This window comes from Ruficoccus sp. ZRK36, from assembly GCF_019603315.1.
In the GTDB taxonomy this organism is placed as follows: Bacteria; Verrucomicrobiota; Verrucomicrobiia; order Opitutales; family Cerasicoccaceae; genus Ruficoccus.
The window spans coordinates 356,119-380,000 of the sequence record NZ_CP080649.1 but is presented as its reverse complement, the minus strand read 5'-3'; the positions used below and the strand labels follow the sequence as shown (position 1 = coordinate 380,000).

Sequence of the window (23,882 nt, the reverse complement as noted above, 5' to 3'; positions counted from 1 at the left end):
CGCTACTAATTATCCAATAGGTTTGATTCTACAGCACCACCGTTTTTCCACCCGCCTTTATGGGTGGGAGGATAAACAATCTCTTATATTGCGCACGCAAAGTATAGCTTTGCACGCAACGCTTGAACTTCACTTTTTAGATAGTCGCAACTCTGGCAAAGAGTGTGAGTCACCTCGCGACAAGTTCCGGCCCAGACGGGTCTGTATTCTGAGGAATACAGTACGACCCCGATGACCGCCGCCAACTGGTGACCACAGGCGCGTGGAAACACCCGTTCCCATCCCGAACACGTTCGTTAAGCACGCAGCCGCCGATGGTAGTGCCACCTGATGTGGTGTGAGAGTAGGTTATTGCCAGGTTTATGGCCCGTTTCTTCCGAAAGGAGGTAACGGGCCTTTTTTTGCCCGGATACCTGGTTTCGGATTAAACACTTTTGTTTAAACTTGGTTTGTGCTACCGTATGCCTATGGGTCGTTCCACAGTTAATCCCTTTCGTTACGGCAAACTGGTGCAGAAGAAAGACTTCTGTGCGCGGCCTGAGGTGCGCATGTTGCGCGAGTACCTGCGCTCAGGACAGAATGTCGTCCTCTATGGTGAGCGGCGGATCGGGAAAACCTCTCTCGTTGAGGAGGCTGTGCGCGGTCTGAAGGGATATCGCTCCCTCTTTATCGACATTTATGAGGTGCAGTCGCTGCACTCGCTCTCCCAACGGATCGCCAGTGCGGTGGCTCGACGTGGAAATATGACGCTCGTGCAGCGTTTTATTAAGGCGGTCAGTTCGCTGCGCCCGACATTAACACTGAATCAGGATGGTGCGCCCGTCATCGGATTGGATGCCCAGGCGCTGACGGGGCCGACAGATCTGGAGCCGCTGGTGGATTTTCTGTGCACGGATTTCTCCTCGGAGAAGTGTGTGGTGGTCTTCGATGAGTTCCAGTCGGTGCTGAATCTGCCCGATTCACGCGAGGTGCAGGCGATTTTGCGCAGTAAAATCCAACAGCAGGCCGGTGCCTTTGTTTTTCTGGGAAGCATTCGCCAGGAAATGCGGCTGCTTTTCACCGGGCACGACAGTCCCTTTAAGGACTCAGCGGTGCTGATGGAGATCGGTTACCTGCCTTGGGAGTCTTTTCAAGTGTTTCTTAACAAACGTTTTGCGGAAACAGGGTACAAGGTGGACGAAGCCGTCTGGCCGGAGATATTCTCGGTGACAAAAGGCCATCCGAATGAGACGCAAAAGCTGTGCAGTGCGCTCTGGATGGCGCACCTGGATTCGAAATCCATTACGCTTGAGAGCCTCCGCGAAGGCTATGAGCTGATTTTTTCCATGCAGCGCGCGCAGTTCGAGCGCGATTGGGGGGCTCTGACCGGTAAGCAGCAGCAGGTTTTGCGAGCGGTGGCGGAAATTGGTGGTGCACATGTGACCTCTGCCCAGTTTTTGAGAACCAGCGGGATCACGCATGCGCCGACTGTACGCCGATGTGTTGATCGCTTAAACGACCTCGATATACTGATTGCCCGAGACAGTGAGCAGTGCTTTACCGACCCGTTTTTCCGACTCTGGCTGCTCGATCGCGGGTATTGAGTTATTGTCGGGCACAAAAAAGTGCCGCCAGCTGTTCGCTAGTCGGCACTTTTGGTAAAGTGTTGGTCTTATGTTGGTTAGGCGGTAGGGACGGGGTCCTCGCCGAAGCGGTTGGAGCCGTCCGTGCCCTTAAGGAACCCGCATTCAATCAGTGTCCAAATCGCTCCGATGAATGGAATCAAACCGATCAAAATCCACCAGGCTGATTTATCACGGTCATGCCAGCGCTTTGCATAGACGCAGATGCTCGGATAGATGAGCAGCAGATTCCAGATACCCACGATCGCGAACCCGGCCGGATTGGGGTTGTTAGGGTCAGTACCTGCCATCACGCCAGCGATGATGTTCAGGATGATCGAAATAATAATGATCGGCAGGGCAAATTTCAGCCAGAATGTGGAGCGGCCGATGCGTCCGTCGATAGAGAGATAGAGCTGTTTGAAATCCATAGTGAGTGTATGATTGAGATTAGGATTCTGAGAGAAAAGCCGGCGCAGCGCCCGCTCATGATGCGTAAGGTACTAAATCATATATATTTGTCGATACTCTTTCAGTATGGCTAACGCTCAGGAGCCTGTGATGAAGCGCTCGGGCCAGTCCGTGATCAGGTAGTCGAAGCCGGCATCCTCCCAGAACTGGCGGCGCTCGGGATCGTTCTCGGTCCACACGGCCAGGATGGCTCCCGCTCGGCTAAGGGCATCGAGAGTCGCCGCGGGGATATCGAGCTTATGGGAAAAACCGATCCCATGCACCGGGAGCGCGTCTGAGGGGACATGGTGCGGGATTTTCGGCGGCAGACGGATGAGCTTGTCGGCGAGCAGGAGCTGGGTCAGATCCGGAAAATGCCCCTGAAGCGTCCAGAGCAGGTCCGGGAAAAAGCTCATGAAATACACCTGGCGCGAGGCGATGAACGCTTTTCGGCGCTCAAGAATCGGCGTGAGGGCGCGGGCGAGTTCGGTTGCAGGCACATCTTTGACCTCGATGAGGAGAGTCTTGCGCTCGGGTATGGTATCGAGAACTTCCTCCAGGGTGGGGATGGTTTCTCCCGCGTAGGCTGGGTCTTTCCAGTCGCCGACGTCGATGCACTTGAGCTCGGCGAGGGTGAGATCCGCGATGGCATGGTCGACATCGCTGAGCCGACCCGTTCGCTCGTCATGGCTGCAGACTGGGACGCCGTCTTTAGTCAGGCGAATATCGATCTCTACGCCGTCTGCTCCTAGTTTCCAGGCTCGGCGAACCGCCGCGAGCGTGTTTTCGGGGGCTTTTCCGGAGGCTCCTCGATGTGCGATGATAAGCATTTTTAGGCTGGTATGTTAGTCAATCTTTCCGATGCTGGCTGTAAATGGGATAGCGAATGGCACGCCATCTGCAATTTGAACCCGCTTTTCCCCCATGGAAATTTCACTTTTTGGAACATTTGTCCTCGTTTTAGCTGTTGGAGCTGCTGCTCAGTGGATCGGCTGGCGGCTAAAGATACCTGCGATTTTGCTGCTTCTGGCAGCGGGTTTAACTGCCGGGCCGTTGACGGGGCTGATCCGCCCGGATGAAGCTTTCGGCGAGGTGCTTTTCCCGCTGGTCTCGGTCTCGGTGGCGATCATCCTGTTCGAGGGCGGACTGAGCCTCAAGCTTAGAGATCTGGCCAAGGGGGGGACATCGATCCTGCGGCTGGTTACGCTCGGCGGGGCTGTGACCTGGGCTATGGCTGGCTGGATGTCGTGGGCGCTGCTCGATTTTTCACCCATCTTGTCGGTGCTTTTCGGGGCGCTGCTGACAGTGACCGGGCCTACCGTGATTGGACCAATGCTGCGCGCGATTCGCCCGCGCGGTACGGTTAAAGCGATCGCCAAGTGGGAGGGGATTTTGAATGACCCGCTCGGGGTGTTGCTGGCGGTGTTGGTGTTCGAGGTGTATTTGTCCCGCCACTACGACGATGCGACCGCGGTTATCTTGTTGGGACTCGGGGAGACACTCTTAACGAGTATCCTGCTGGCCGGTGCGGCTGCGGCTATCCTGATCGCGCTCGTACGTGCGAAGCTCATGCCGGAGTTCCTGCATAACCTGTTCGTCCTCGCGCTGGTACTGGGAATTTTCGCCGCCTCGAACGCCGTGCTGGAGGAGTCCGGACTGCTGACGGTTACGCTCTTCGGGGTGATTTTGGCGAACCAGTCCGTGTTCAATGTGCGGCATATTATCGAGTTTAAGGAGAACCTGCAGGTGCTGCTCATCTCCTCGCTCTTTGTTGTGCTGGCCGCTCGTGTGAACTTCGAGGACTTCGCCGTGCTAGGCTGGCAGAGCGCTATTTTTATTGTCGCGTTGATCCTGATTGTGCGGCCGGTGGCCGTGATTGTGGCGACGTTCGGCTCTAAGCAGACGAACTGGCGCGAGCGGGTCCTGCTCATGCTGCTCGCTCCGCGCGGGATGGTTGCGATGGTTTTGACCTCGGTTTTCGCACTGCGGATCGAGCAGCAGGGGGACACCGCGGTGGGCGCCACGATGCTGGCAGTCATGCTGTTGGTCATCGTTACGACGGTGCTCGTGTACGGTCTGCTGGCCGGCCCGATCTCGGCCCGGTTGGGATTATCTAACCTCGACCCGCAGGGAGTGCTCATCATCGGTGCTCATGAGTGGGCGCGCTCGATCGCGCTAGAGCTGAAGTCGCTGCAGGTGGGCGTGCGCCTGATTGACTCAAACCGCTACCACGTCGGCAAGGCGGTGCACGAGGGGCTGAATGCCGACTGCGGGAATGTCTTTTCCGAGGAGTTTCTGGAAAACCTCGACCTGACGGGCATCGGCCACGCCCTCGCTCTGACCGCCAATGACGAGGTGAACAGCTTTGCGGAGACGACGCTGACGCACTTCATCGAAAAGGGGGACATCTACCCGCTGCGGTCCGAGCGTGAGATCGACGCCTCCTCGACGTCGAAGACTGTCAACCCGGTCTTCGGGCAGGATGTATCCTTTACCTGGCTGAAGCGTGAGTTTGAGCGCGGGGCTAAGCTGAACCACGTCACGCTGCGCGAGAACTTCGAGCTCGCGCAATTCGAGGAGCACTACGGCAACCGCGCGCTGCTGATGTTCTGCGTCGATGACGACGGAAAGGTCCGTATCTTCAGTGCCAAGACCCGCATTAAGCCGCGCATTGGGTCGACCCTGGTCTTTCTGGAGACCGTCACGCAGGAGCGTGAAAAGGCTGAGGTGTGATTTTACTTTGCCCGTTAATAAAGGCCCCGCTTAGGCAATGATTTCCTCGGCGTAGGGGGCAAGGCGTTGAAGCAGGTCCGGTGGCAGAGCGAGCGATTTCATCGGCCCGCCAGCGGTTGGCTTCGTGACATAGACGGCGGTCATCTTTCCGGTGGCTACGTGGCGGCGATCGTCGCCTTCGCCTACGTAAAACTTAGCGACATACTCGACGGCCTTGAGCTTGATCGTCTTGATCGTCAGCTCGATCTGTAGCTCGTCGCTATAGCGGACCGGCTCATGATAGGAGCACGAGGCGCGCACGCGCGGCCAGCCGTAGTCGGTCACGCCATCGCTGGCGGTCAGGGCTACACCGACCTTGCGCAGCAGGGCGGACTCAGCCGCCTCCATCCAGCGAAAGAAGTTCGAGAAGTGGGCGATACCGGCCATGTCGGTCTCGCAAAAGTCCACCATACGGCGATATTGAAATGCCTCGGCCATAGTCGCTTAGCCTATGCCTCTGCCGGGGAGTGAAGCCAGCACGAAAACACACCTCCGGGCACGGGAATATGGGAGGGAAATTAACGCTCTAATAACGATAAGGAGATTAAGGTTCATTGGAACGTGCCGATTAAGGTAACAACCCCACTAATTGCGCGATGAAACAGAAAGCTGACGATAAATTTCATCCACTCCTGTGGCAGACGCTGCTCCTTGCTGGTTTGACGCTGCTCTTCCTCCTGTTGATTCCGTAGGAGCGTATCATGAGGGCGGTTTTGCCTGCCGACTGCGCTTGCATACACGCGGACTTTTTCCCGCGTCCGGGATTTTACCATGGCCAGCGGTGGCAAAAACTGAAAAGCTCGGCCTTCTATGTCAACCCAAGCATCCGCACGTCACATCCTCGTCGCTACTGAAGCCGAATGCGAGGACATCAAAAAGCAAATCGCCGGTGGCGCCGATTTCGCGGCAGTCGCCGCCCAACACAGTAAGTGCCCGTCGGGCCAGCGCGGCGGTGAGCTGGGCATCTTCGGCAAGGGCCAGATGGTTAAGGAATTTGAAGACGTGGTCTTCACCGCGCCGGTCGGCGAGGTGCAGGGCCCGGTCAAGACCGACTTCGGCTTCCACCTGATCGAGGTCACCGCCCGCAGTGAAGAGGGTAAGCCGCTGCCGCCTCCTCCCGGCCAGGCCAGCGCTCGCCACATCCTCGTCAAGACCGAGGCCGAGTGCGAAGACCTGAAGAAACAGATCTCCGGTGGTGCGGATTTCGCAGCCGTCGCCGCTGAGCACAGCAAGTGCCCCTCCGGTAAGCGTGGTGGCGAGCTGGGCACCTTCGGCAAGGGCCAGATGGTCAAGGAATTTGAAGACGTGGTCTTCACCGCGCCGGTCGGCGAGGTGCAGGGCCCGGTCAAGACCGACTTTGGCTTCCACCTGATCGAAGTCACCGCCCGCAGCTAGCGGGGTGCCCCCGCGGGCAATGATGGGGCTCTGCCCCATCGCTCCTTGCAGTCGCTGCCCCTGCGCTGGCAGAAAGGCGGCTACCCCGGGAATGCGGGCCGCAGATGGCACATCCTTTCAAAAGCGAAGGCTCCATACGGGCCTTCGCTTTTTTGTGCCTGTGCATGTATGTCGGCTTGTCGGGTGGGTTTAAACAGTCCTAGCATGGGTGCCGCTATGTTCAACGAGCCCTCCCAACCCCTGCATCCCACGGATGCGGTTCTGTCTAAAGCGCGCTTCTACCCGCATTTTCTGGAAGATGCCGAGAAGCCAGCCTGCATGCTGGTGCTGCCCGGTGGCGGCTACTCCGGTGTGAGCCACCAGGAGGGGCCTCCCGTGGCCGCGTGGTTTAACTCCATGGGCATCGCTGCCGCCGTGCTGGAGTACACCGTCAACCGCGTGGACGAGCCGGAGCCCGAGCTCTACCCGCAGCCGCAGCAGCAGGCGCTCTACGCGATGCGCTACCTGCGCGCCAACGCCGACGAGCTGAACATCGACCCGAACCGCATCGGCGTGATCGGCTTCTCCGCCGGTGGCCACCTCTGTGCCTGCACTTCGCAGGGCTTTGACCGCGCCGACTGGCTGCTCGACCCCGACGGCACGCTGGGTGACACCAGTGCCCGCCCCGATGCCTCGATCCTTTCCTATGCGGTCCTCTCGGCCAGCGATTTTATGCACGTGGGCAGCTTTAAAAACCTGCTCGGTCCGGACGTGACCAAGGAGCAGGCTGAGGCCCTCGGCTGGGAAAAACACATCAACCCGAACTCGCCCCCGACCTTCCTCTGGCACACTGCTGCCGACGCCGGGGTCCCTGTCGAAAACACCTACCTCATGGCCATGGGCCTGCAGGCCAACGGTACGCCGCACGAGGTGCACGTCTTCCCCGAAGGAGCGCACGGCCTCGGCCTCGTCTCTATCGGAAACCGCCGCCAACCCGGCACCGACCAGTGGCGCGCCCTCGCCGAAAACTGGCTCATGCGGCTGGGCTTCTAGCGGGGTCGCATTTTCTGTCTGGATGGATTATAATTGAAATTCTGAGTATTTGTTGGCAATAGATGGTATATGACTCCTGAGGCTCTTGCTATTATTATTTCGTTGTTAAGCCTTTGTGGATCAGGATTCTCTCTTTACATGGCTTATTTTAAGCGTCCGGATTTATCTGCTTATGTTGGGCCATCTATTGTTGTTATTTATAATGATCGAGGCCTGACTATAACCGTACCGACTACTATCGCAAATCAGTCTAATCAGGTCGGAGTCGTCAGGCGATGTTCTCTTACCTTAAATAAGGCTGACTCGACTAACGATAACTTCTACATGGTCTGGCATCATTTTCGGAAAATTTCAAATGACGGAGCTACGTGGATACAGGCTGAAACGGCACATGCTTTACCTGTTATTGGACGATCAACAAAAACAGCCAATGTTGAGTATATATGGGACTATCGCTCGTCTCCTAAGCTTTCTTTGTCTTCTGGATCGTATCGTCTTAGATTTGATTTTTGGTCTGAAGCCGATTTGCCGTTCGCTACCGTCGAGCATGATCTAACGGTTTCGGATGAGGAAGCTAACAGATTAAACGAAAGCTTCTCGCAAAGAGACTCAAACCAATCAATACGAAGAGGTGTTGTTTATCTTTCTCTAGACAGTGAAACAAATAAAAACCGAGTGATGACTAAGCATGAAATGACTCGTCTGCTTAGTGATTAGCTAGCGATTCACGAGTACACGTTTGCGCCCTTTTTCTTAAACTCTTCGGCTTTTTCGTGCATGCCTTCCTCGAGGGCGGCTTCCTCGGTGATGCCCTTTTTCTCGGCGTACTCGCGCACGTCCTGGGTGATCTTCATCGAGCAGAAGTTCGGGCCACACATCGAGCAGAAGTGAGCGGCCTTGGCGCCCTCGGCCGGGAGCGTTTCGTCGTGGAACGAGCGCGCCTTTTCCGGGTCGAGTGACAGGTTGAACTGGTCCTCCCAGCGGAACTCGAAGCGCGCCTTGGACAGGGCGTTGTCGCGGACCTGTGCGGCGGGGTGTCCCTTGGCGAGGTCGGCGGCGTGGGCGGCGATCTTGTAGGTCACGACGCCCTCGCGCACGTCGTTGCGGTCGGGCAGGCCGAGGTGCTCTTTCGGGGTGACGTAGCAGAGCATCGCGGTGCCGTACCAGCCGATCATGGCCGCGCCGATGCCGCTCGTGATGTGGTCGTAGCCGGGGGCGATGTCGGTGGTCAAGGGTCCGAGCGTGTAGAAGGGCGCCTCGTGGCACCACTCCAGCTGCTTCTCCATGTTGTCCTTGATCATGTGCATGGGCACGTGGCCGGGGCCTTCGTTCATGACCTGCACGCCGTACTCCCAGGCGCGGGTGGTCAGCTCGCCCTGCGTCTTCAGCTCGCCGAACTGGGCAGCGTCGTTGGCGTCGGCGATAGAGCCGGGGCGCAGCCCGTCACCGATGGAGAAGGCGATGTCGTAGGCGGCGCAGATTTCACAGATCTCGTCCCAGTGGGTGTAGAGGAAATTCTCCTTGTGGTGGGCCAGGCACCACTTGGCCATGATCGAGCCGCCGCGGCTGACGATGCCTGTCATGCGGCGGGCGGTCTGCGGGATGTAGCGCAGGAGGACGCCGGCGTGGATGGTGAAGTAGTCCACGCCCTGCTCGGCCTGCTCGATCAGCGTGTCGCGGTAAAGCTCCCAGGTCAGGTCCTCGGCCTTGCCGTTGACCTTTTCCAGCGCCTGATAGATCGGCACGGTGCCGACGGGCACGGGGCAGTTGCGCAGGATCCATTCGCGGGTCTGGTGGATGTTTTTGCCCGTGGAAAGGTCCATCAGGGTGTCGCCGCCCCACTTAACCGACCAGCGCATCTTCTCCACCTCTTCCTCGATGGAGGAGCTGACGGCGCTGTTGCCGATGTTGGTGTTGATTTTTACGAGGAAATTACGGCCGATGATCATCGGCTCCAGCTCGGTGTGGTTGACGTTACAGGGGATGATGGCGCGGCCGCGGGCGACCTCGTCGCGGACGAACTCCGGGGTGATCTCCTCGGGGATCGCGGCCCCGAAGGACATACCCGGGTGCTGCTTGCGGATGTCGTTGGAGGGCAGGCCGGCGGACTCGGCGGAGCTGAGCGCCTCCTCGCGGATCTGGTGGCGCTTGAGGTTCTCGCGGATGGCCACGTACTCCATCTCGGGCGTGATAATGCCCTGGCGCGCGTAGTGCAGCTGGGAGATGGACTTGACGCCGGGCTTGGCGCGGCGCGGCCGGCGGCCCTCGCGGTTAAAGGCGAAGAGCTTGTTCTTGTCGTCGCGGTTGCGGGCCTTTTCTGCGTGAACGTCGGAGAGGTAGCCGTCGTCCTCGGGGCGCACCTCGCGGCCACCGTAGGCCTCGGTATCGCCGCGCTCATCGATCCAGGCGGCGCGAATCTCGGGCAGGCCCTTGGTCACATCACCGTGAAACTCCGGGTCGCCCCACGGGCCGGCGGTATCATAGACGCGGATGGGTGCGTTTTGCTCCAGGGTGCCGTCGGGCAGGCGGGTGGGGGAGAGCTCGATCTCGCGCATGGGCACGCGAATGTCTTCACGGCTGCCGTTAATGACGACGCGGGTGGATTTCGGGAAAAGCTGGCCGGTGGTTTCGCTCATAATAGATGTGGTTGAGGCGGTTCTTCGTTTCTGAGTCGGGATCCGATTCGAGCGAAACCGCCGGGGAGCGAAATGTCCGGATTGCGCATGCTGAGAAGGCCCTTCCGGTGCTTTTTCATTCCCTACGGCGGCATTACCCGCATCAGGTTCCTTGGGTCGAAGGCCGGTCGAGCCTTCCTCTCAGCCCCGCGCGCGGAGCCCCCCGTTGTTTAGGCACACCTTTAGGTAAAATCGCGCGCTTCGCAACCCCATATCTCAAATAGCCGCCAGGGCGGGCTGGGTCGGTTATCCGAGAAAGTCGTACTTTTGGCACAGGGAGACAAAGGCATCCACGATTTCCATTTCCGCTTTGGGTAGCTCGTCGATATGCTCCCTGTTGAGGCACGCCTGATAGACCGCGTTATAGCCATTATGCGGGAAGTCTCTCAGGTAGTGGCTCATGAAGGCGGGTAAGTAGAATCTCCAGCCGGGGGCATCGGAAAAGGAAAAGTACTCTTGGAATGCTTTGACCTTTTCTTTGGATACCTCTCGCCAATCGGTTTCCGGGTCCTCGAGAGCAAGCTCGGCAGCCCGTTTGGGCGTGACTGTCCAGCACTCATCAATCTCCCGAGCTACGCTCAGGGTAATGGCGGGTTTCGGGATATTGACAAACGTTTGATCGATACGTTTTAGCAACTTAGTGGCTTCGAGATGGCCTTCTTCGGAGAGTTCGATGCGGGCAATCTCGTCTGCTTCGTAACCTCTTCCGCGTGCTTCTTTGGACGAAATTTCCATGACATTTATAGAACGCAAAGTGCGTGTTGAGTCGATGTAATGTTTCATCCCTATTTTAACCGCTCTGTCTGGTCGGAGCTTTTCGCTGGCCAGAGCCGAACTGTCCCCTACAGTGCGGGACATGTTCGAGGCCGCCCTTCAGCCGCTCTTGCAACATCCGGCACCGTGGTTCTGCTGTACGTTGGCGCTGTTTGCGTCGTTTTACATGGGCTTCACCCGGAGTGCGCTGGGGGCGGGCGGTTTTGTCATTTCGCCGCTCATCATCCTCGCTATCGGCGCGAAAGACGGGCTGGCCGTGCTGGCGACGCTCATGCTCGTGGCCAGTGCGATCAGTAGCTGGCAGCACCGCAAGGAGGTCGTCTGGACGCTGCTGAGCCCGCTGCTATTCGCCGCCGTGGTCGGGACGGGGCTGGGCGGGCTGGCGCTGTGGGCGCTGGTAAACTCCGGCGAGGAGGCGGATGTCGAGCACAACCTCGAGTACGTGGTCGGCGGGCTGACGCTCTTTTATACCGTGCTGATCATGCTGCGCGCCCGCATCGCCAAGGGCGGCCCGGATCGCCTGCCGCGCTGGTGGGAGACCTTTTGTGCGGGGACGGCGGTGGGGGCCAGTCAGGTCGTCGCAAACTCCGGCAGCCCGATGCTGACGGTTTTCTTTGTCCGCTTCCACCAGCACAAGGAGCGCTTCGTGGCGGCGCAGGCCTGCTTTCTGGGCGTGCAAAACCTGCTCAAGCTCGCGCCACTGCTCCTACTGGGTATCCTGCATCTGGGTAACTTCGGGACGGCAGTGCTGCTGCTGCCCGTGCTGATCGTGGGGGGCTGGGCCGGTGCGCTGACCTACCGCAAGTGTTCCGAGTCCTCGCTCTTTACGATCTATATCTTCTCGCTCGTGCTGGGCTGCATCACCTCGTTCGTCCTCATCTGGGGCCGCGATCATTTTTACCAGACGCTTTTCTGAGCGGAGCGCCGTTCCGGGTTGCCGCCCTCCGACGATTTTCTCGACAGGGGCAGGGGGCCTGATCAAGGTGTGGGCATGGTAGACACCCGTCACGACCTTCCCCTCCCGGTCGCGGACGACCATAGTATTCATGAACTGATCTACCGGCCCTATGCGCTCCCGGCAGTTGCCATCGCCCAGGAGCTGGGCCTGTACGAAAAACTCAACGTCACCCCGCGCACAATCAAGGAGGTTGAATCTTTGCTGTCGATCGGGCCTCGCGCGGCCGAGGCGCTGGTGGCGGTCAGCGCTGCACTCGGTTTGCTCAAGCGCGGTGAGGACGGCCGCTTCGGAACGACGGAATTAGGGCGCACTTATTTCACGCCCGAGAGTCCCTATTTCTATCCCCCGCATTTGATGGACTTCGTCTCCAAGCCTGCCGGGGGCGACACTCTCTATACCGCCATGCGGCGTGCCATCCTCGAAGGCGACCGGCCGACAGATACCCGCGCCGTCAGCATGGATGCCCTGAGCACGGAGAAGATGCGGACCTTCATCGACCTGATGCACGTCCACACCCTGCCGGTCGCCAGTGCCTTGGCCGAGCATGCGTGCCTGCGGGGGATTTCGAGGCTGCTCGATGTGGCGGCGGGCTCGGGCTCGCACTCCTGCGCCCTCGCGCTGAAAAATCCCTCCATCCTGGTCACGGCGATGGACCTGCCGGCGGTCTGCCCGCTGACGCAGGAGCGGATCGACCACTACGGGGTCGGCGATCGGGTGACGACGCTGGCGGCGGACATGTTTCGGGACGAGTGGCCGGGCGGCTACGACGCCGCTCTCTTCAGCAATATCTTTCACGACTGGCCGCCGGAGCTCTGCGAAGAACTGGCCCGGCGTGCCTACGCGGCCCTCAAGCCCGGTGGCCGCATCCTGCTGTGCGAAATCCCGCTGGCCGAAACCAGAGACGGTCCGCTCTTTGCCGCCTGCGCCACGCTGGCCATGCTGGTGCACGAACGCGGCAAGAAGTACACGCCCGGCGAATTCGAAGCCATGCTCGCCCAGGCCGGTTTTACAGACTTTTCCTGCGAACCGCTCTTCGGCTATTTCTATTTGGTGAGTGCGAGCAAGCCCGTATGATTTTCATTCACTGAGGCACTAATAGGACAAAGTGCTTTTATCATCGGAGGCTTGGAAGCTCTTGGGTGTCCGGGGATAGACTGCAAGCATTGTGCGCTGCTCGCTGCCGTTCACGCCTCGATCTTGTCCCGTAGCGCGGTGAGGCGCTTGGCGCTTTCTCGGTTGCGGACGGCCATGGCGTAGGCGGTGGGGTCGCCCACGAGGAAGACCTTCTTACGGCCGCGGGTGATGGCGGTGTAGAGCAGGTTGCGCTGGAGCATGACAAAGTGCTGCTTGAGCAGCGGGATGATCACGATGGGGAACTCGCTGCCCTGGCTCTTGTGGATGCTGATCGCGTAGGCCAGGTTGAGGTCCGTCATCTCCCCGCGCGTGAAGTCGTGCACCTCGTTCTCGAAGCGTACGGCGACGGTCCCGGCCTCTGTATTGATATGGCTGATACGCCCGAGGTCGCCGTTGAAAAGGTTTTTGTCGTAGTTGTTGCGCTGCTGGATGACCTTGTCGCCGCGGTGGTAGCGGAAGGGGCCGAGCGTCACGCCCGGCTGACCGGGGTTGAGCGACTGCTGGAGCAGGGCGTTGAGGTTCAGCGTGCCGCCCGCGCCCTTGTGCATCGGGGGGAGCACCTGCACATCCATGACCGGGTCGAGGTGCGGATACCAGCGGGGAATGCAGTCTCGGCACAGGGCCACGACTGTCTCTGCGCACAGTTCCGGCTCGGGGGCGGCGATGAAGTGCAGATCCTCGGACGGATCGCAGTGCGCGGGGTCCTCGACCGGGGCGGGCGGGGCTGCCTCGCCGTGGAGGATGGCGTGGGCGGTCAGCACGATGCGGCTGCGCGCCTGTTGCCGGAAAATCTGGGACAGACGCGTGACGGCTGGAGCGTGCGGCAGGCCGCCGCTTTTCTCGGCCAGACCGATGAGGTCGCCGAGCACATTACCCGCGCCGACGCTGGGGAGCTGGTCGGCGTCGCCCACCAGCAGCAGGTGCGCCCGTGCCGGGATGGCGCGAAGGAGGCAGGCGGCGAGCTTGCTGTCGAGCATCGAGGTCTCGTCCACGATGACGAAGTCCGCCGGGAGCGGGTTATCGGCGTTGACGCTGAATCCCCCCGCCGAGGGGTCGAACTTGAGCAGCCGGTGAATGGTCTGCGCGGGTGCGCCGGTCGTTTCACCCATACGCTGGGCGGCGCGCCCGGTGGGGGCGGCCATGAGCAGGCGGACTTTCTTCGCCTTTAAAATGTCGGCCAGCGCCTTGAGGATGGTGGTCTTACCGGTGCCGGGGCCGCCGGTAAGGATCGAGACCTTGTTGGCGATAGCGGAGGAAATCGCGGTCGCCTGCTCGGGCGCGAACTCGAAGCCCGCTCGCTGCTGCGCCCACTCCACGGCCTTGTCTATAATAATAGGGGGCAGGCACGAGGAGGTGTCCAGCAGGTCGCGGAGGGCGTGCGCGACGACAATCTCCGCCCGGTGCGAGTTGGGGAGCTGGAGAATGGTCTGCGGCGAAAACAGCTCCGCCGCGTCGGTGGCTCCGGCACCGGAGGGGACCAGCGCGCCCTGCTCGACGAGGCTTTTCAGCGGTTTGTTCAGCAGGTGCGGATCGACTTCAAGGAGCTTTACGGCGTGCTCGATCAGGTCGGGTGTGGCAAAGGCGGTGTGTCCCTCGCTCTCGGCCTCCTCCAGCGCAAAGATGAGCCCGGCCTCCAGACGGCGGGGGTTGTCGTTTTGCAGGCCCATGTTGCGGGCGATCTGGTCGGCGGTTTTAAAGCCGATGCCCTGTATGTCGCGGGCCACGCGGTAGGGGTCGCGCTCGAGGATGGTCTTGGCCTCGTTGCCGAAGCGCCGGTAGATGCGGGTGCACAGGGCTGTGCTGACGCCGTAGGTGTGCAAAAAGAGCATGATCTCGCGCTGAGCCTGCTGGGACTCCCAGGCGAGCTTGATGTCCTTGGCGCGCTGCTTGCCCACGCCGGGCACCTCGCGCAGGCGGCCGGACTCCTCCGAGATGACCTTCAGCGTCTCGACCCCGAAGTGGTCCACGATCTTCTCGGCGAACTTCGGGCCGATGTTGGGGATCATTCCGCTGCCGAGGTATTTGCGGATGCCGTGGACGGTGGAGGGCAGTTTGCTGGTAAAGGTCTTGATCTTGAACTGCGGGCCGTGGACGGGGTGGCGCTGCCACTCGCCGTTGAGCTCCAGGGTCTCACCGCATTGCACACCGGGCAGGTTCCCGGCGATCGTCACGGGCTGGCGCTGGCCATTGGGCCGGAATTCGCCGATCGTGTAGTGGTTTTCCTCGTTCGCGAAGACGATACGCTCCAGCGTGCCGGTCAGGGTATCGGGACTGTCAGTGGGATTGGGCAAAGCTGTGGGTGAGAATGGTCTTTAACCGCAAAGGTCGCAAAGTTGGAAAGAAAAAAGACATTGCCTTGCGCTCCTTCGAGTGACTTTGCGGGGAAAATGCTATTTTAGCATGTTTTTCCGAAGTGGGTATTGTTTAAGAAAATGTCCATCTATTCGCAAGGCCTTCGTGCACTTGGCGCCCTTTGCGGTTAATTTAAAATGAAATGGGCTCCAGCTTACGCTGGGCAGGGTTCGATCTCCACATTGAAGAACTCGCGTCCCAGCTCGGCCAGGTCGGCATAGGCCCCGAGCGGAGCGGGGGAGTTGGCGGCGAGGTCTGCGATCGAGTGGCTGCCGGTGGCTACGACGAGGCAGGGCAGCCCGGCTGCGTCAGCGGCAGCGATATCCCAGGGGGAGTCCCCGACCATGATCGTCGTCTCCGTATGGGCTCCCAACTGCTCCAGCGCATAGTGCGTGAACTCCGGCTGCGGCTTGCGCCAGGGGGTGTCGCCGGTACCGATGACCTTTTCCAGATACGGTGTGTAGCCGAGATAGTCGGAGATGAGGCGGGCGTTGCTACCCTCCTTGTTGGTAAACATCGCCTGACGGTAGCCTTTCTCGTGAAGTGCCTTGAGCAGCTCCAAGGAGCCGGGCAGGGCGCGCAGGTCCTCTTTCCAGATCTCCGCATAGTGCGCCCGGAAGAGCTTCACACCCTCCTCGACGTATTCCTTGCCGAGCAGGCGCTCCATGGTGATCGGGACGGACCCGCCCACGGTCGCCCGTACCTTTTCGTAGCTGGCCGGCTCCAGCCCGAAGACCTTCTGGGCGTGGCGGTAGCAGCGGTAAATGGTCGTGAAATGGTCGATCAGTGTCCCGTCCAGATCGAAGAGAATGCTCTGTATGTCCTGCCCCATAGTATAAAGATAGCGTAGCTCAAGTCCGCCTTTAGGCAGCACACCGCATGCACATGTGCACTTCAAGTGGCTAAAAATAAAGGCTGCGCATGATAAATTGCCAATCCCGGCCAAGATGGCCAGCCTTTTGCTTGACCCCGGGGGGATGACCCCTGACTTTCTCACCTGACGGGCATGATGTTCGTCTCCCCCTAAACTATGCCGGAACCAGACGCACCACCCGTACTGGACTTTCGTCGCGATGGCGGCGACTGTCTGACGATCGTGCTCAGTGGAACCTGGAAGATGCAGCAGCAGCTTCCTGAGTCTGACCGCGTGCAGCAGGAGCTTGCCTCCGGCCTGAACAAGCTGGCCTTTGATGCGCAGGGGGTCACGGCATGGGACAGTGGCTTGATGACTTTTATCCTGCGCTGCTGGGATCTCGCCCAGGAGAAAAACCTGGAGGTGGACTATACCGGCCTGCCCAAGGGGGCCAGCGGCCTGATGGATCTGGCTACCGCCGTTCCCGAGAAAAAGGATGCCGCCCGTGGCGAGATCACCCGCTCGGTCTTCTACCGTGTCGGCTCGCACAGTCTGGCACTGGCCGAAGAGGTCTGGGACATTTTGACCTTTCTGGGGGATGCAGCGATTTCGTTTTTCCGCTTTTTCACAGGGCGAGCCCGCTTCCGCTGGCGTGACCTGTGGCTGGTTGTGCAGCAGACTGGGGCCGAGGCCCTGCCGATTGTTGCCCTCATCAGCTTTCTGGTCGGTTTGATTCTGGCCTATGTCGGTGCGGTACAGCTGGCGCAGTTTGGCGCCACCGTGTATGTGGCCGACCTGGTCGGTCTGGCCATGGTCCGCGAGATGGGTGCCATCATGACCGGTATTGTCATGTGTGGCCGGACGGGGGCGGCCTTTGCGGCGCAGTTGGGGACGATGAAAGTCTCTGAAGAGATCGACGCCCTGCAAACGCTCGGCATCTCCCCGATGGAGTTTCTGGTGCTGCCGCGCATGATCGCTTTGTGCTGCATGCTGCCGCTGCTGGTTATTTTCTCTGACTTTATTGGTATCCTCGGGGGGCTGGTCGTCAGCCTGACCACGCTGGATATCTCCTTTCAGCAGTTTGTCGGGCGTACCATTGCCGCGATTGACCTGCCGAATTTCTTCAGTGGCCTGATCAAGTCCGTCGTCTTCGGGGTGATCGTGGCCGCCACGGGCTGTCTGCGCGGTATGCAGTGCGGGGACAGTTCCGCTGCCGTCGGTGTCTCCGCCACCTCAGCGGTGGTGACGGGCATCACCTGCATCATCGTCGCTGACGCGATTTTCGCCGTCATCTTTAACATCCTCGGGATATGAGCGAAGACCCCGCAAAGATCAAAGTCGAGAATCTGACCATGGCCTACGGTTCATTTGTGGTCATGCAGGACCTCAATTTTGAGATCAAAAAGGGCGAGGTTTTCGTGATCATGGGCGGTTCGGGCTGCGGTAAGAGCACGCTCCTCAAGCACCTGATCGGCCTCAAAGACCCGGCCAAAGGCGATATCTTCTACGACGGGGAGAACTTTAACCACGCCGAGGACGAGCAGAAGCTGCTCATGCTCCAGAAGTTCGGGGTCCTCTACCAGGGCGGGGCGCTGTGGAGCTCCATGACGCTGGCGGAAAACGTCGGCCTGCCCCTGGGCGAGTTTACCAAGCTTTCCCAGAAGGAGATCCGCGACATTGCCACCTTCAAGCTGTCGCTGGTGGGCTTACGCGGTTTCGAAGACTTTTACCCGTCCGAGATCAGCGGCGGGATGCGCAAGCGTGCCGGCCTGGCGCGCGCGATGGCCCTGGACCCCGATGTGCTCTTCTTCGATGAGCCCTCCGCCGGTCTCGACCCGATTAGCTCGCGCCGCCTGGACGACTTGATCCTGGAGCTGCGTGATAGCCTCGGGGCGACCGTCGTGGTCGTGACCCACGAGCTGGCCAGTATTTTCGCGATTGCCGACAAGGCGATCTTCCTCGACGCCGCCACGCGGCGCCAGGGAGCCATTGGTAACCCGCATGACTTGCGGGATCAGACCGAGAACATGGCCGTGCGCACCTTCCTGCGTCGTGGCGAGGAGGAGGTTCCTCAAATCCTCTGAGCCCCGCTAAAAAAGCCATTGCCCAACTTACCTAATCCGCTAACTTCCTAATATACCGTATGAGCAAAAAAGCCAATCCTGCCGCCATCGGCATGTTCGTGGTGGGGGCCGTCGTTCTGGCAGTCGTCTCGTTGGTCATTTTCGGCTCGGGCACCATCTTCCGTAAGACCGAGACCTTCATCCTGTACTTCGAGGACTCCATTAACGGCCTGGAGGTCGGCGCGCCCGTCAAGTTCAAGGGCGTACGCATCGGCCAGGTCACTCAGATTCGCATCCGCTTCAATCAGGATGACGAGTCGCCGCACGTTCCGGTCTTTATCCAGATCGACATCGATCGGCTCAAAAACACGCTCGGCGTGGACGTAGATCTCAGTGACGACAAGATATTTCAGGAGCAGGTCGACATCCTCGGGCTGCGCGGCCAGCTCCAGCAGGCCAGCTTTGTCACGGGTATGCTCTTTATCGAGCTGGACTACGACCCGAATGCCGGGCCTGCCTACTACGTGCAGCAGCGCGACCCGGAGTCCGGTGAGTACGAGTATAAGGAGATTCCGACCGTTTCCTCCGGTTTGACCGAAGTGATCAAGAAGGTCACCACTATGGTCGATAAAATCAGTAAGATCGACTTTCAGGGCATCGGTGAAAAGACGAACGATATTCTGACCCGGCTCGATGACGGTGTAGCCCAGATCCAGTTTAAGGAAATTAACGACAAGGCGGTCGCCCTGCTCGATAATCTCGACGCGATCACTTCTGATCCGGAGCTCAAGAGCCTGTCGGGTAATCTGAACAAGACTCTCGCTGACGGGCGCCAGTTTATCGCCATGCTGGATAAGGACCTCGACGGGGTCATCGCCGACCTCAAGCTCACTCTCGATGGTGCCCGGACGACGCTGACGCGTATCGATAGCCTGACCGGGAACCTGAACAATATGATAGAGCCGGAATCACCGCTGCGCTATCAGCTCGAAAGCTCTCTCTTCGAGATGAGCGAGGCCATGCGCTCTATCCGTGTGCTGGCCGACTATCTGGAGCGCAACCCCAGCGCACTGTTGATCGGTAAACAGGAGAACTAATCCTCAGATTATTTATCATGCGTAACATCATCCTTGCTCCGCTTTTGTTTGTCAGCCTGCTCGCGTTGGGCGGCTGTTCCATCGGCGATTCTTCCTCGCCGTCGCGCTTCTACGTGCTCACGCCTATGCCCGAGGGCAGCGAGGCGGTCTCCTTTGAGGGGGAGCCGCCCAGTGTCGGCCTGACGCGAGTGCAGATCCCCTCGACCCTGGATCGCCCCCAGATGGTTATCTATACCGCTCCCAACGAAGTTAAGTACAACGAGTTTAATCGCTGGAGCGAGCCCCTGTCTCAGGGCATTGGCGAGACGATCCGGCGCAACCTGCTCGTCCTCATGGGACCGGGTAAGGTATCGGCTTTCCCGTGGATGCAGACCTTCCCGCGTGATTACAACGTCCAGGTCATCGTCCAGGAGTTTGGCGCATACACCTACCGGAATGAGGTTGTGCTGCGTGCGGTCTACCGCATCGAGCGGCTTGATGGGGGCGACCGCGAGACCGTCGCTGTCAGCGAGGTCACCTATACTCAGCCCATCGCCGGTAATACGCAGAACTTTGATGATATCGTAAAGGCCGAGAGTCAGACGCTTATTCGCCTGAGTAGGGACATCGCCTCCGAGATCAAGAAGCTCGATAGCCAGGCAGAGGGCTCTGGTGATGATGGTAAGTCTAAGGAGGACAGCGCGACAATGCCCGGTAAGGACGATACCGCTGATGCCGGTAAGGGCATGCTCAAATCGCACTACCGCACCATCTCCACGGAGTAGGTGCCGGCACTGGTGCATTTGTCCGGCTATTATCCAACTTAAGTAAGGCCTGTAGATTTCAGCCCGTCCCTGTCTGGGGGCGGGTTTTTTGCTGGGTGGAGGAGTAGGGTTAAATGGCTCTTGTGTATTTGGGAATCCCCCAGTGATAAAGGGTTATTACTCTATTTTAAGGAATGCAAATGCATGATTTTGGTTATATTTTGCAGTGATTATGCATTGCGATTTGGGGCTGGGCTTTGGGGTTGAAAATTTTAATATTTTTTATAACATTCTAAATCAACTACTTGTGTGTGTGTTTGTGTTGTTGGCACGGGGCGTGGTATAAATAGGGCATAGCGAAAACGACATTACCAACACCACCCATGAAATCTGAAACCACTGTCCGCAAGCCCGAGCCTCGCAAACTGGATAACTGCCAGCATGAGTTGCTTGAGGAACACTACCCGTTAGTGAACACCGTGGTTAAGAGCATGCTTTCGTACCTGCCTCGCTGTGCCGACTTTGAGGAACTGCACAGCGTCGGGGTTACAGGCCTGGTCGCCGCGGTCCAGAAGTTCGACCCCGAGCAATCCGGTACCTTTAAGGCCTACGCCTCCCTCCGCATCCGCGGGGCCATTCTCGATGAGCTGCGCCGCATGGACTCTCTGCCGCGTACGCGCCGCGCCAAGGTGCGTGAGCTGAGCAAGGTGGTCGAAGAGCTTGAGCAGAAGCTGGGTCGCGCTCCTCAGGATGCCGAAGTCGCTGATGCCATGGGCCTGACGATGGCTGAGCTTGAGCGCTATCAGCAGAAGGCTCGCCCGATCGTTCTGGTCTCGCTCGATGGGGCCGGTGGTCAGGATGAAGACACTGAAGCGACCCTGCATGAGGCGATTGCCGACCAGAATAGCCGCCCTTGCTACGAAGACCTTGAGAAGAGCGAGTACATCGAGATGATGGTCGAGTTGATCGAGGAGCTGCCTGAGCGTCAGCGCAAGGTGCTCGCCATGTACTACCACGAAGGTATGCGCCTGGCGGAAATCGCCGAGGTCTTCGGCGTCTCGGAGGCCCGTATCTGCCAGATTCACACGCAGGCTTTGGGTACGCTTCGCCGCCTGATTCAGCGCGTTAAGTAAACTTTTTCAAGAGGTCAACGAACAGCAGCAATAGAACCCGGGCGCTTATGGCGTCCGGGTTTTTTTGTAAACGGATGGTGTACGGCTTCGCCTAGACGAGTTGCTCGGCGCCGCTGTAGATGGTCTCAACGCTGAGGAGCGCAGCAGAGTGGCCGGGGTACTCGGGCTTGTTGGCGGCCTTCATGGCGTCGTAGACGGGGCCTTCCGTCAGGAACGAGATCGTACCCTTGATCTGGTAGGCTTTGCGCTCCTTGGTGATGAACAGCAGCGAGGCCTTCGGGTTGGCTTCCAGGTTGGCCAGCGTCTTGTGGAAGTAGTTGTTGGCGATGAAGAAGCCTTCGGGGCAGTGCCCGACGATGCCCACGTAGATGGCGTTGGGTTCGCCGTCCGGGGTGGCGGTTGTGAGGATGCAGAAGCCTTCTCGTTCTTCGTCCCAGGCTTTCAGGATCGCTTCGGGTATCGTTTTCATCGGTCGTTGTTTTTCTCTGTGTGGATATTTGGGCAGACGATTTCCGCCAGCTGGGCACAGTCTGTGCCGTGGGGCAGGGGCGTGTCCAGCGGCCAGGGGCCGAAGGGGCTAGATTTAAGCATGGCCGTCGAGGGGTAATAGCTTTGCTTACGCGATTCGTCGGCTTTTATTATTAAAATATTTATTTGAAGTGTTTGTTTGAAACTTTTGTTCGAATCTGTCGTTTTATGGTTCGTTCATGAGCCAGTTGGTAAAGAAAAATGGAGAAACCCGGGTGCGCCTGCTACAGGCGGCGGCCGAGTGCTTTGCCCTGCACGGGTACAAGCGGGCGACGCTGGCTCAGATTTGTCAGGAGGCCGGTGCTAATCAGGCTGCCGCGAACTACCACTTCCGGGATAAGGCCGGGCTCTATCGGGAGGCGCTGTGCCATGCCTATGGGCAGGCGCAGGAGAAGCATCCTCTCCCCGATATGGGTGGACTGGCCACGGAAGACCAACTGCGCCAATATCTGGCCATGCACTGTCGCCGGATCTTTGACGAGGGCGTTGGCGGGCTTTTCCCCCGCATGTTCGCCAAAGAGATCGCCGAGCCCACCGATGCGCTTGAGTTTATCTTTGACGAGGTGGTCAGCGATGAGAGAAGCGTCTTGATCCGCATCGTGCGCGAGCTGCTCGGTGAGCAGGCGACCGACGAGGACTGCGGTCTGTGCCGCCTCTCAATCATCGCCTTGTTTCAGTTTTTTAATTTCAACCGGGCCATTCGGCAGATGGCTACCCGCCGCCGAGCCCATAAGCCCTTTGACGTCGAAATGGTGATTGAGCATACCTTGCGTTTTGCCTTGGCAGGCATCCATGAAAAGCAAAAGGAGATCCAGGAGCGTGAATAAAATCTACAGCATCTCAGTCGCTTTCACTGTAGCCGCCGTCTTTGGTGGCTGCCAATACTCTGCCAATACCCCGTCGGCAGAGACGACACAGCCGCTCCCGGCCGGTTATGGTGACGACGAAACCGTCTCCGCCGTCGCCCGGGAAGACCAGTGGTGGACAGCTTTCGCCAGGGCTGACCTGAACGAGCTGGAAGACCAGGGCATGGGCGGGAATCTCGATCTCGCGTCTGCCTGGGCGCGTCTGCGTCAGGCGCAGGCCGAGGCCATTATCGCCGGTGCGGACCTCTATCCGGGTTTCGATGCAGATGCGTCCTAGAGTAAGACCCGGACCTACGGCGTGGGCTCGGGGACGGATACCGGGATCGGCCTCGGGATCGGTATCGGCTACGAGGTGGACCTGTGGGGGCGCATCCGTGCTGGCTCCAGGAGTGCTGAGGCACTTGCCATTGGTAGCGAGTATGATGTGCAGGCGACAGCGTTGATCTTGAGCGGGGACATTGCCTCGACATGGTTGAACTTGCTGGCCTATCGCGAGGGGATGCGCCTGCTCAACCAGCAGGTCGAGACCAACCGCACCCAGCTTGAACTGATCCTGCTGCGCTTCGCCAATGCGCAGTCCAGCGCACTGGATGTGCTCCAGCAGCGCCAGCTGCTGGCGGGGGCTGAGGCGCGTCTGCCGGACGCCGAGCGTAACATCCGTCTGCTGGAGAACCAACTTTCCCTGTTGTTGGGGGTGCCCGCCGATCGCACCTATGAGCTGGATGGCGATCACACCATGCCCGACCTGCCGCCGATGCCGCAGACCGGCGTCCCTGCCGACCTCTTGCTGCGCCGCCCCGATGTGCGCTCCAGTTATATGTCCCTGGAGTCGGCCAGCTGGAACGTCGCGGAGGCTAAGGCCAACCGCCTGCCGCAGATATCTTTGAGCGCCGACGCGAGCACGGCGGCTGCCGCCTTCAGCGATGTTTTCGACTCATGGTCGGCTTCATTCCTCGCGGGGCTGGCTCAGCCGCTTTTTGACGCGGGTGCGCGTCAGGCCGAGGTGGAGCGTCAGCTGGCACTTGCCCGTCAGGCCATGCTCCAGTACCGCTCGGTGGTCCTTGCCGCCTACAAGGAGGTCCGCGACGCGCTCGCCAACGAATATTGGTACAAGCAGGCGCTGGCTGCGCTGGACATTGAGCTGGAGGCCGCTCAGCAGGAGTTCTCCGAGGCCCAGCTGCGCTACGTCAATGGCCAGACCGACTACCTCGATGTCATTTCATCCCTGTCCACGCTGCAGGGGCTCCAGCGCGAGCGCATTGACGCCGTGGCGCAGGTCCTCGGCTCACGGATCGACCTGTACCTCGCTCTCGGTGGAGCCATCCCTCTGGAGAACCCGCAGCCCGAGCCGATCCTGTCCCCCGAGGACACCATCCCCTTTGTTCCCGCCATCGCCGAAGTCTTTGAAGGCGATTCTTCCTCTGACCAATAACACTATCTTTTATCGAAACCCGTC

Annotated in this window: 24 protein-coding genes, 2 rRNA genes, 1 pseudogene and 1 riboswitch (1 of these 28 running past the window's edge); of the genes and pseudogenes, 18 read left to right on the top strand and 9 right to left on the bottom strand. The window is 59.4% G+C overall.

What is annotated here, in order from left to right; all coding sequences use genetic code 11:
- The 3 genes from K0V07_RS01595 to K0V07_RS01585 form a co-directional block, all read left to right on the top strand.
- Nucleotides 1-30, top strand: a 23S ribosomal RNA gene (locus tag K0V07_RS01595) (it extends 2,757 nt beyond the left edge of the window).
- A gap of 214 nt (nt 31-244) precedes the next feature.
- Nucleotides 245-360: ribosomal RNA gene (rrf, locus tag K0V07_RS01590) — 5S ribosomal RNA — on the top strand.
- Between the two features lie 74 nt (nt 361-434).
- A complete protein-coding gene (locus K0V07_RS01585; RefSeq protein ID WP_220622782.1) occupies nt 435-1,583 on the top strand; it encodes a hypothetical protein in 1,149 nt (382 codons plus the stop codon).
- Nucleotides 1,584-1,660: 77 nt separating this feature from the next.
- Here the strand turns inward: K0V07_RS01585 and K0V07_RS01580 are convergent, their stop codons facing one another.
- A complete protein-coding gene (locus K0V07_RS01580) occupies nt 1,661-2,032 on the bottom strand; it encodes a DUF805 domain-containing protein (RefSeq protein WP_220622781.1) in 372 nt (123 codons plus the stop codon).
- Between the two features lie 117 nt (nt 2,033-2,149).
- Nucleotides 2,150-2,881, bottom strand: a complete 732-nt coding sequence (locus tag K0V07_RS01575) for a glycerophosphodiester phosphodiesterase family protein (RefSeq protein WP_220622780.1) — start codon at nt 2,879-2,881, stop codon at nt 2,150-2,152.
- A gap of 94 nt (nt 2,882-2,975) precedes the next feature.
- On the opposite strand from K0V07_RS01575, the gene K0V07_RS01570 reads away from it, so the two are divergent.
- Nucleotides 2,976-4,784, top strand: coding sequence for a sodium:proton antiporter (locus K0V07_RS01570; protein WP_220622779.1), 1,809 nt, complete (start codon nt 2,976-2,978; stop codon nt 4,782-4,784).
- A 30-nt stretch (nt 4,785-4,814) separates the two neighbouring features.
- On the opposite strand, the gene K0V07_RS01565 is transcribed toward K0V07_RS01570, so the two are convergent.
- The gene (locus tag K0V07_RS01565; protein ID WP_220622778.1) at nt 4,815-5,261 is read right to left on the bottom strand and encodes a thioesterase family protein; all 447 of its coding nucleotides are present in this window, start codon (nt 5,259-5,261) and stop codon (nt 4,815-4,817) included.
- Nucleotides 5,262-5,633: 372 nt separating this feature from the next.
- On the opposite strand from K0V07_RS01565, the pseudogene K0V07_RS16480 reads away from it, so the two are divergent.
- The 4 genes and pseudogenes from K0V07_RS16480 to K0V07_RS01550 form a co-directional block, all read left to right on the top strand.
- A pseudogene (locus tag K0V07_RS16480) lies at nt 5,634-5,915 on the top strand (peptidylprolyl isomerase); the annotation flags it as partial.
- Nucleotides 5,916-5,927: 12 nt separating this feature from the next.
- The gene (locus K0V07_RS01560) at nt 5,928-6,218 is read left to right on the top strand and encodes a peptidylprolyl isomerase (protein ID WP_255568180.1); all 291 of its coding nucleotides are present in this window, start codon (nt 5,928-5,930) and stop codon (nt 6,216-6,218) included.
- A 204-nt stretch (nt 6,219-6,422) separates the two neighbouring features.
- Entirely contained in the window at nt 6,423-7,250 is an 828-nt protein-coding gene (locus tag K0V07_RS01555) for an alpha/beta hydrolase (RefSeq protein ID WP_220622777.1), read from the top strand.
- A gap of 69 nt (nt 7,251-7,319) precedes the next feature.
- On the top strand, nt 7,320-7,967 hold the full coding sequence (locus K0V07_RS01550; RefSeq protein ID WP_220622776.1) for a hypothetical protein: 648 nt from the start codon (nt 7,320-7,322) through the stop codon (nt 7,965-7,967).
- 8 nt (nt 7,968-7,975) lie between these two features.
- Here the strand turns inward: K0V07_RS01550 and thiC are convergent, their stop codons facing one another.
- Both thiC and K0V07_RS01540 read right to left on the bottom strand, forming a co-directional pair.
- Complete coding sequence (gene thiC / locus K0V07_RS01545; RefSeq protein ID WP_220622775.1) at nt 7,976-9,886, bottom strand: phosphomethylpyrimidine synthase ThiC; 1,911 nt, start codon at nt 9,884-9,886, stop codon at nt 7,976-7,978.
- Between the two features lie 102 nt (nt 9,887-9,988).
- Nucleotides 9,989-10,101, bottom strand: a riboswitch (TPP riboswitch).
- A gap of 70 nt (nt 10,102-10,171) precedes the next feature.
- A complete protein-coding gene (locus K0V07_RS01540) occupies nt 10,172-10,660 on the bottom strand; it encodes a DUF6714 family protein (RefSeq protein WP_220622774.1) in 489 nt (162 codons plus the stop codon).
- Between the two features lie 121 nt (nt 10,661-10,781).
- Between K0V07_RS01540 and K0V07_RS01535 the strand changes: the two genes are divergently transcribed.
- Both K0V07_RS01535 and K0V07_RS01530 read left to right on the top strand, forming a co-directional pair.
- The gene (locus tag K0V07_RS01535; RefSeq protein WP_220622773.1) at nt 10,782-11,615 is read left to right on the top strand and encodes a sulfite exporter TauE/SafE family protein; all 834 of its coding nucleotides are present in this window, start codon (nt 10,782-10,784) and stop codon (nt 11,613-11,615) included.
- 75 nt (nt 11,616-11,690) lie between these two features.
- A complete protein-coding gene (locus tag K0V07_RS01530) occupies nt 11,691-12,731 on the top strand; it encodes a methyltransferase (RefSeq protein WP_220622772.1) in 1,041 nt (346 codons plus the stop codon).
- 110 nt (nt 12,732-12,841) lie between these two features.
- Here the strand turns inward: K0V07_RS01530 and K0V07_RS01525 are convergent, their stop codons facing one another.
- Complete coding sequence (locus K0V07_RS01525; protein WP_220622771.1) at nt 12,842-15,082, bottom strand: ATP-dependent RecD-like DNA helicase; 2,241 nt, start codon at nt 15,080-15,082, stop codon at nt 12,842-12,844.
- Nucleotides 15,083-15,297: 215 nt separating this feature from the next.
- Entirely contained in the window at nt 15,298-15,975 is a 678-nt protein-coding gene (locus K0V07_RS01520; protein WP_220622770.1) for an HAD family hydrolase, read from the bottom strand.
- 198 nt (nt 15,976-16,173) lie between these two features.
- Between K0V07_RS01520 and K0V07_RS01515 the strand changes: the two genes are divergently transcribed.
- The 5 genes from K0V07_RS01515 to K0V07_RS01495 all read left to right on the top strand — a co-directional run bounded on the left by K0V07_RS01515 (nt 16,174) and on the right by K0V07_RS01495 (nt 21,032).
- The gene (locus K0V07_RS01515; protein ID WP_220622769.1) at nt 16,174-17,310 is read left to right on the top strand and encodes an ABC transporter permease; all 1,137 of its coding nucleotides are present in this window, start codon (nt 16,174-16,176) and stop codon (nt 17,308-17,310) included.
- On the top strand, nt 17,307-18,080 hold the full coding sequence (locus K0V07_RS01510) for an ATP-binding cassette domain-containing protein (protein ID WP_220622768.1): 774 nt from the start codon (nt 17,307-17,309) through the stop codon (nt 18,078-18,080). The genes K0V07_RS01515 and K0V07_RS01510 overlap by 4 nt, the downstream gene beginning before the upstream one ends.
- Nucleotides 18,081-18,139: 59 nt before the next feature.
- A complete protein-coding gene (locus K0V07_RS01505) occupies nt 18,140-19,156 on the top strand; it encodes an MlaD family protein (protein WP_220622767.1) in 1,017 nt (338 codons plus the stop codon).
- A 17-nt stretch (nt 19,157-19,173) separates the two neighbouring features.
- Nucleotides 19,174-19,920, top strand: a complete 747-nt coding sequence (locus tag K0V07_RS01500; protein ID WP_220622766.1) for a PqiC family protein — start codon at nt 19,174-19,176, stop codon at nt 19,918-19,920.
- 362 nt (nt 19,921-20,282) lie between these two features.
- Nucleotides 20,283-21,032, top strand: coding sequence for a FliA/WhiG family RNA polymerase sigma factor (locus tag K0V07_RS01495; protein ID WP_220622765.1), 750 nt, complete (start codon nt 20,283-20,285; stop codon nt 21,030-21,032).
- 91 nt (nt 21,033-21,123) lie between these two features.
- Here the strand turns inward: K0V07_RS01495 and K0V07_RS01490 are convergent, their stop codons facing one another.
- Nucleotides 21,124-21,501 carry a pyridoxamine 5'-phosphate oxidase family protein gene (locus tag K0V07_RS01490; protein ID WP_220622764.1) on the bottom strand — a complete coding sequence of 126 codons (378 nt, stop codon included), beginning with the start codon at nt 21,499-21,501 and terminating at the stop codon, nt 21,124-21,126.
- On the bottom strand, nt 21,498-21,623 hold the full coding sequence (locus K0V07_RS16475; RefSeq protein ID WP_255568068.1) for a hypothetical protein: 126 nt from the start codon (nt 21,621-21,623) through the stop codon (nt 21,498-21,500). Before K0V07_RS16475 ends, K0V07_RS01490 begins: the two co-directional genes overlap by 4 nt.
- Nucleotides 21,624-21,739: 116 nt before the next feature.
- On the opposite strand from K0V07_RS16475, the gene K0V07_RS01485 reads away from it, so the two are divergent.
- The 3 genes from K0V07_RS01485 to K0V07_RS01475 are packed head-to-tail and all read left to right on the top strand — an operon-like array spanning nt 21,740 to nt 23,858.
- Nucleotides 21,740-22,387, top strand: a complete 648-nt coding sequence (locus K0V07_RS01485) for a CerR family C-terminal domain-containing protein (RefSeq protein WP_220622763.1) — start codon at nt 21,740-21,742, stop codon at nt 22,385-22,387.
- Complete coding sequence (locus K0V07_RS01480) at nt 22,380-22,703, top strand: hypothetical protein (RefSeq protein WP_220622762.1); 324 nt, start codon at nt 22,380-22,382, stop codon at nt 22,701-22,703. The genes K0V07_RS01485 and K0V07_RS01480 overlap by 8 nt, the downstream gene beginning before the upstream one ends.
- Before the next feature lie 21 nt (nt 22,704-22,724).
- The gene (locus K0V07_RS01475; RefSeq protein ID WP_220622761.1) at nt 22,725-23,858 is read left to right on the top strand and encodes an efflux transporter outer membrane subunit; all 1,134 of its coding nucleotides are present in this window, start codon (nt 22,725-22,727) and stop codon (nt 23,856-23,858) included.
- The last annotated feature ends 24 nt before the right edge of the window (nt 23,859-23,882 follow it).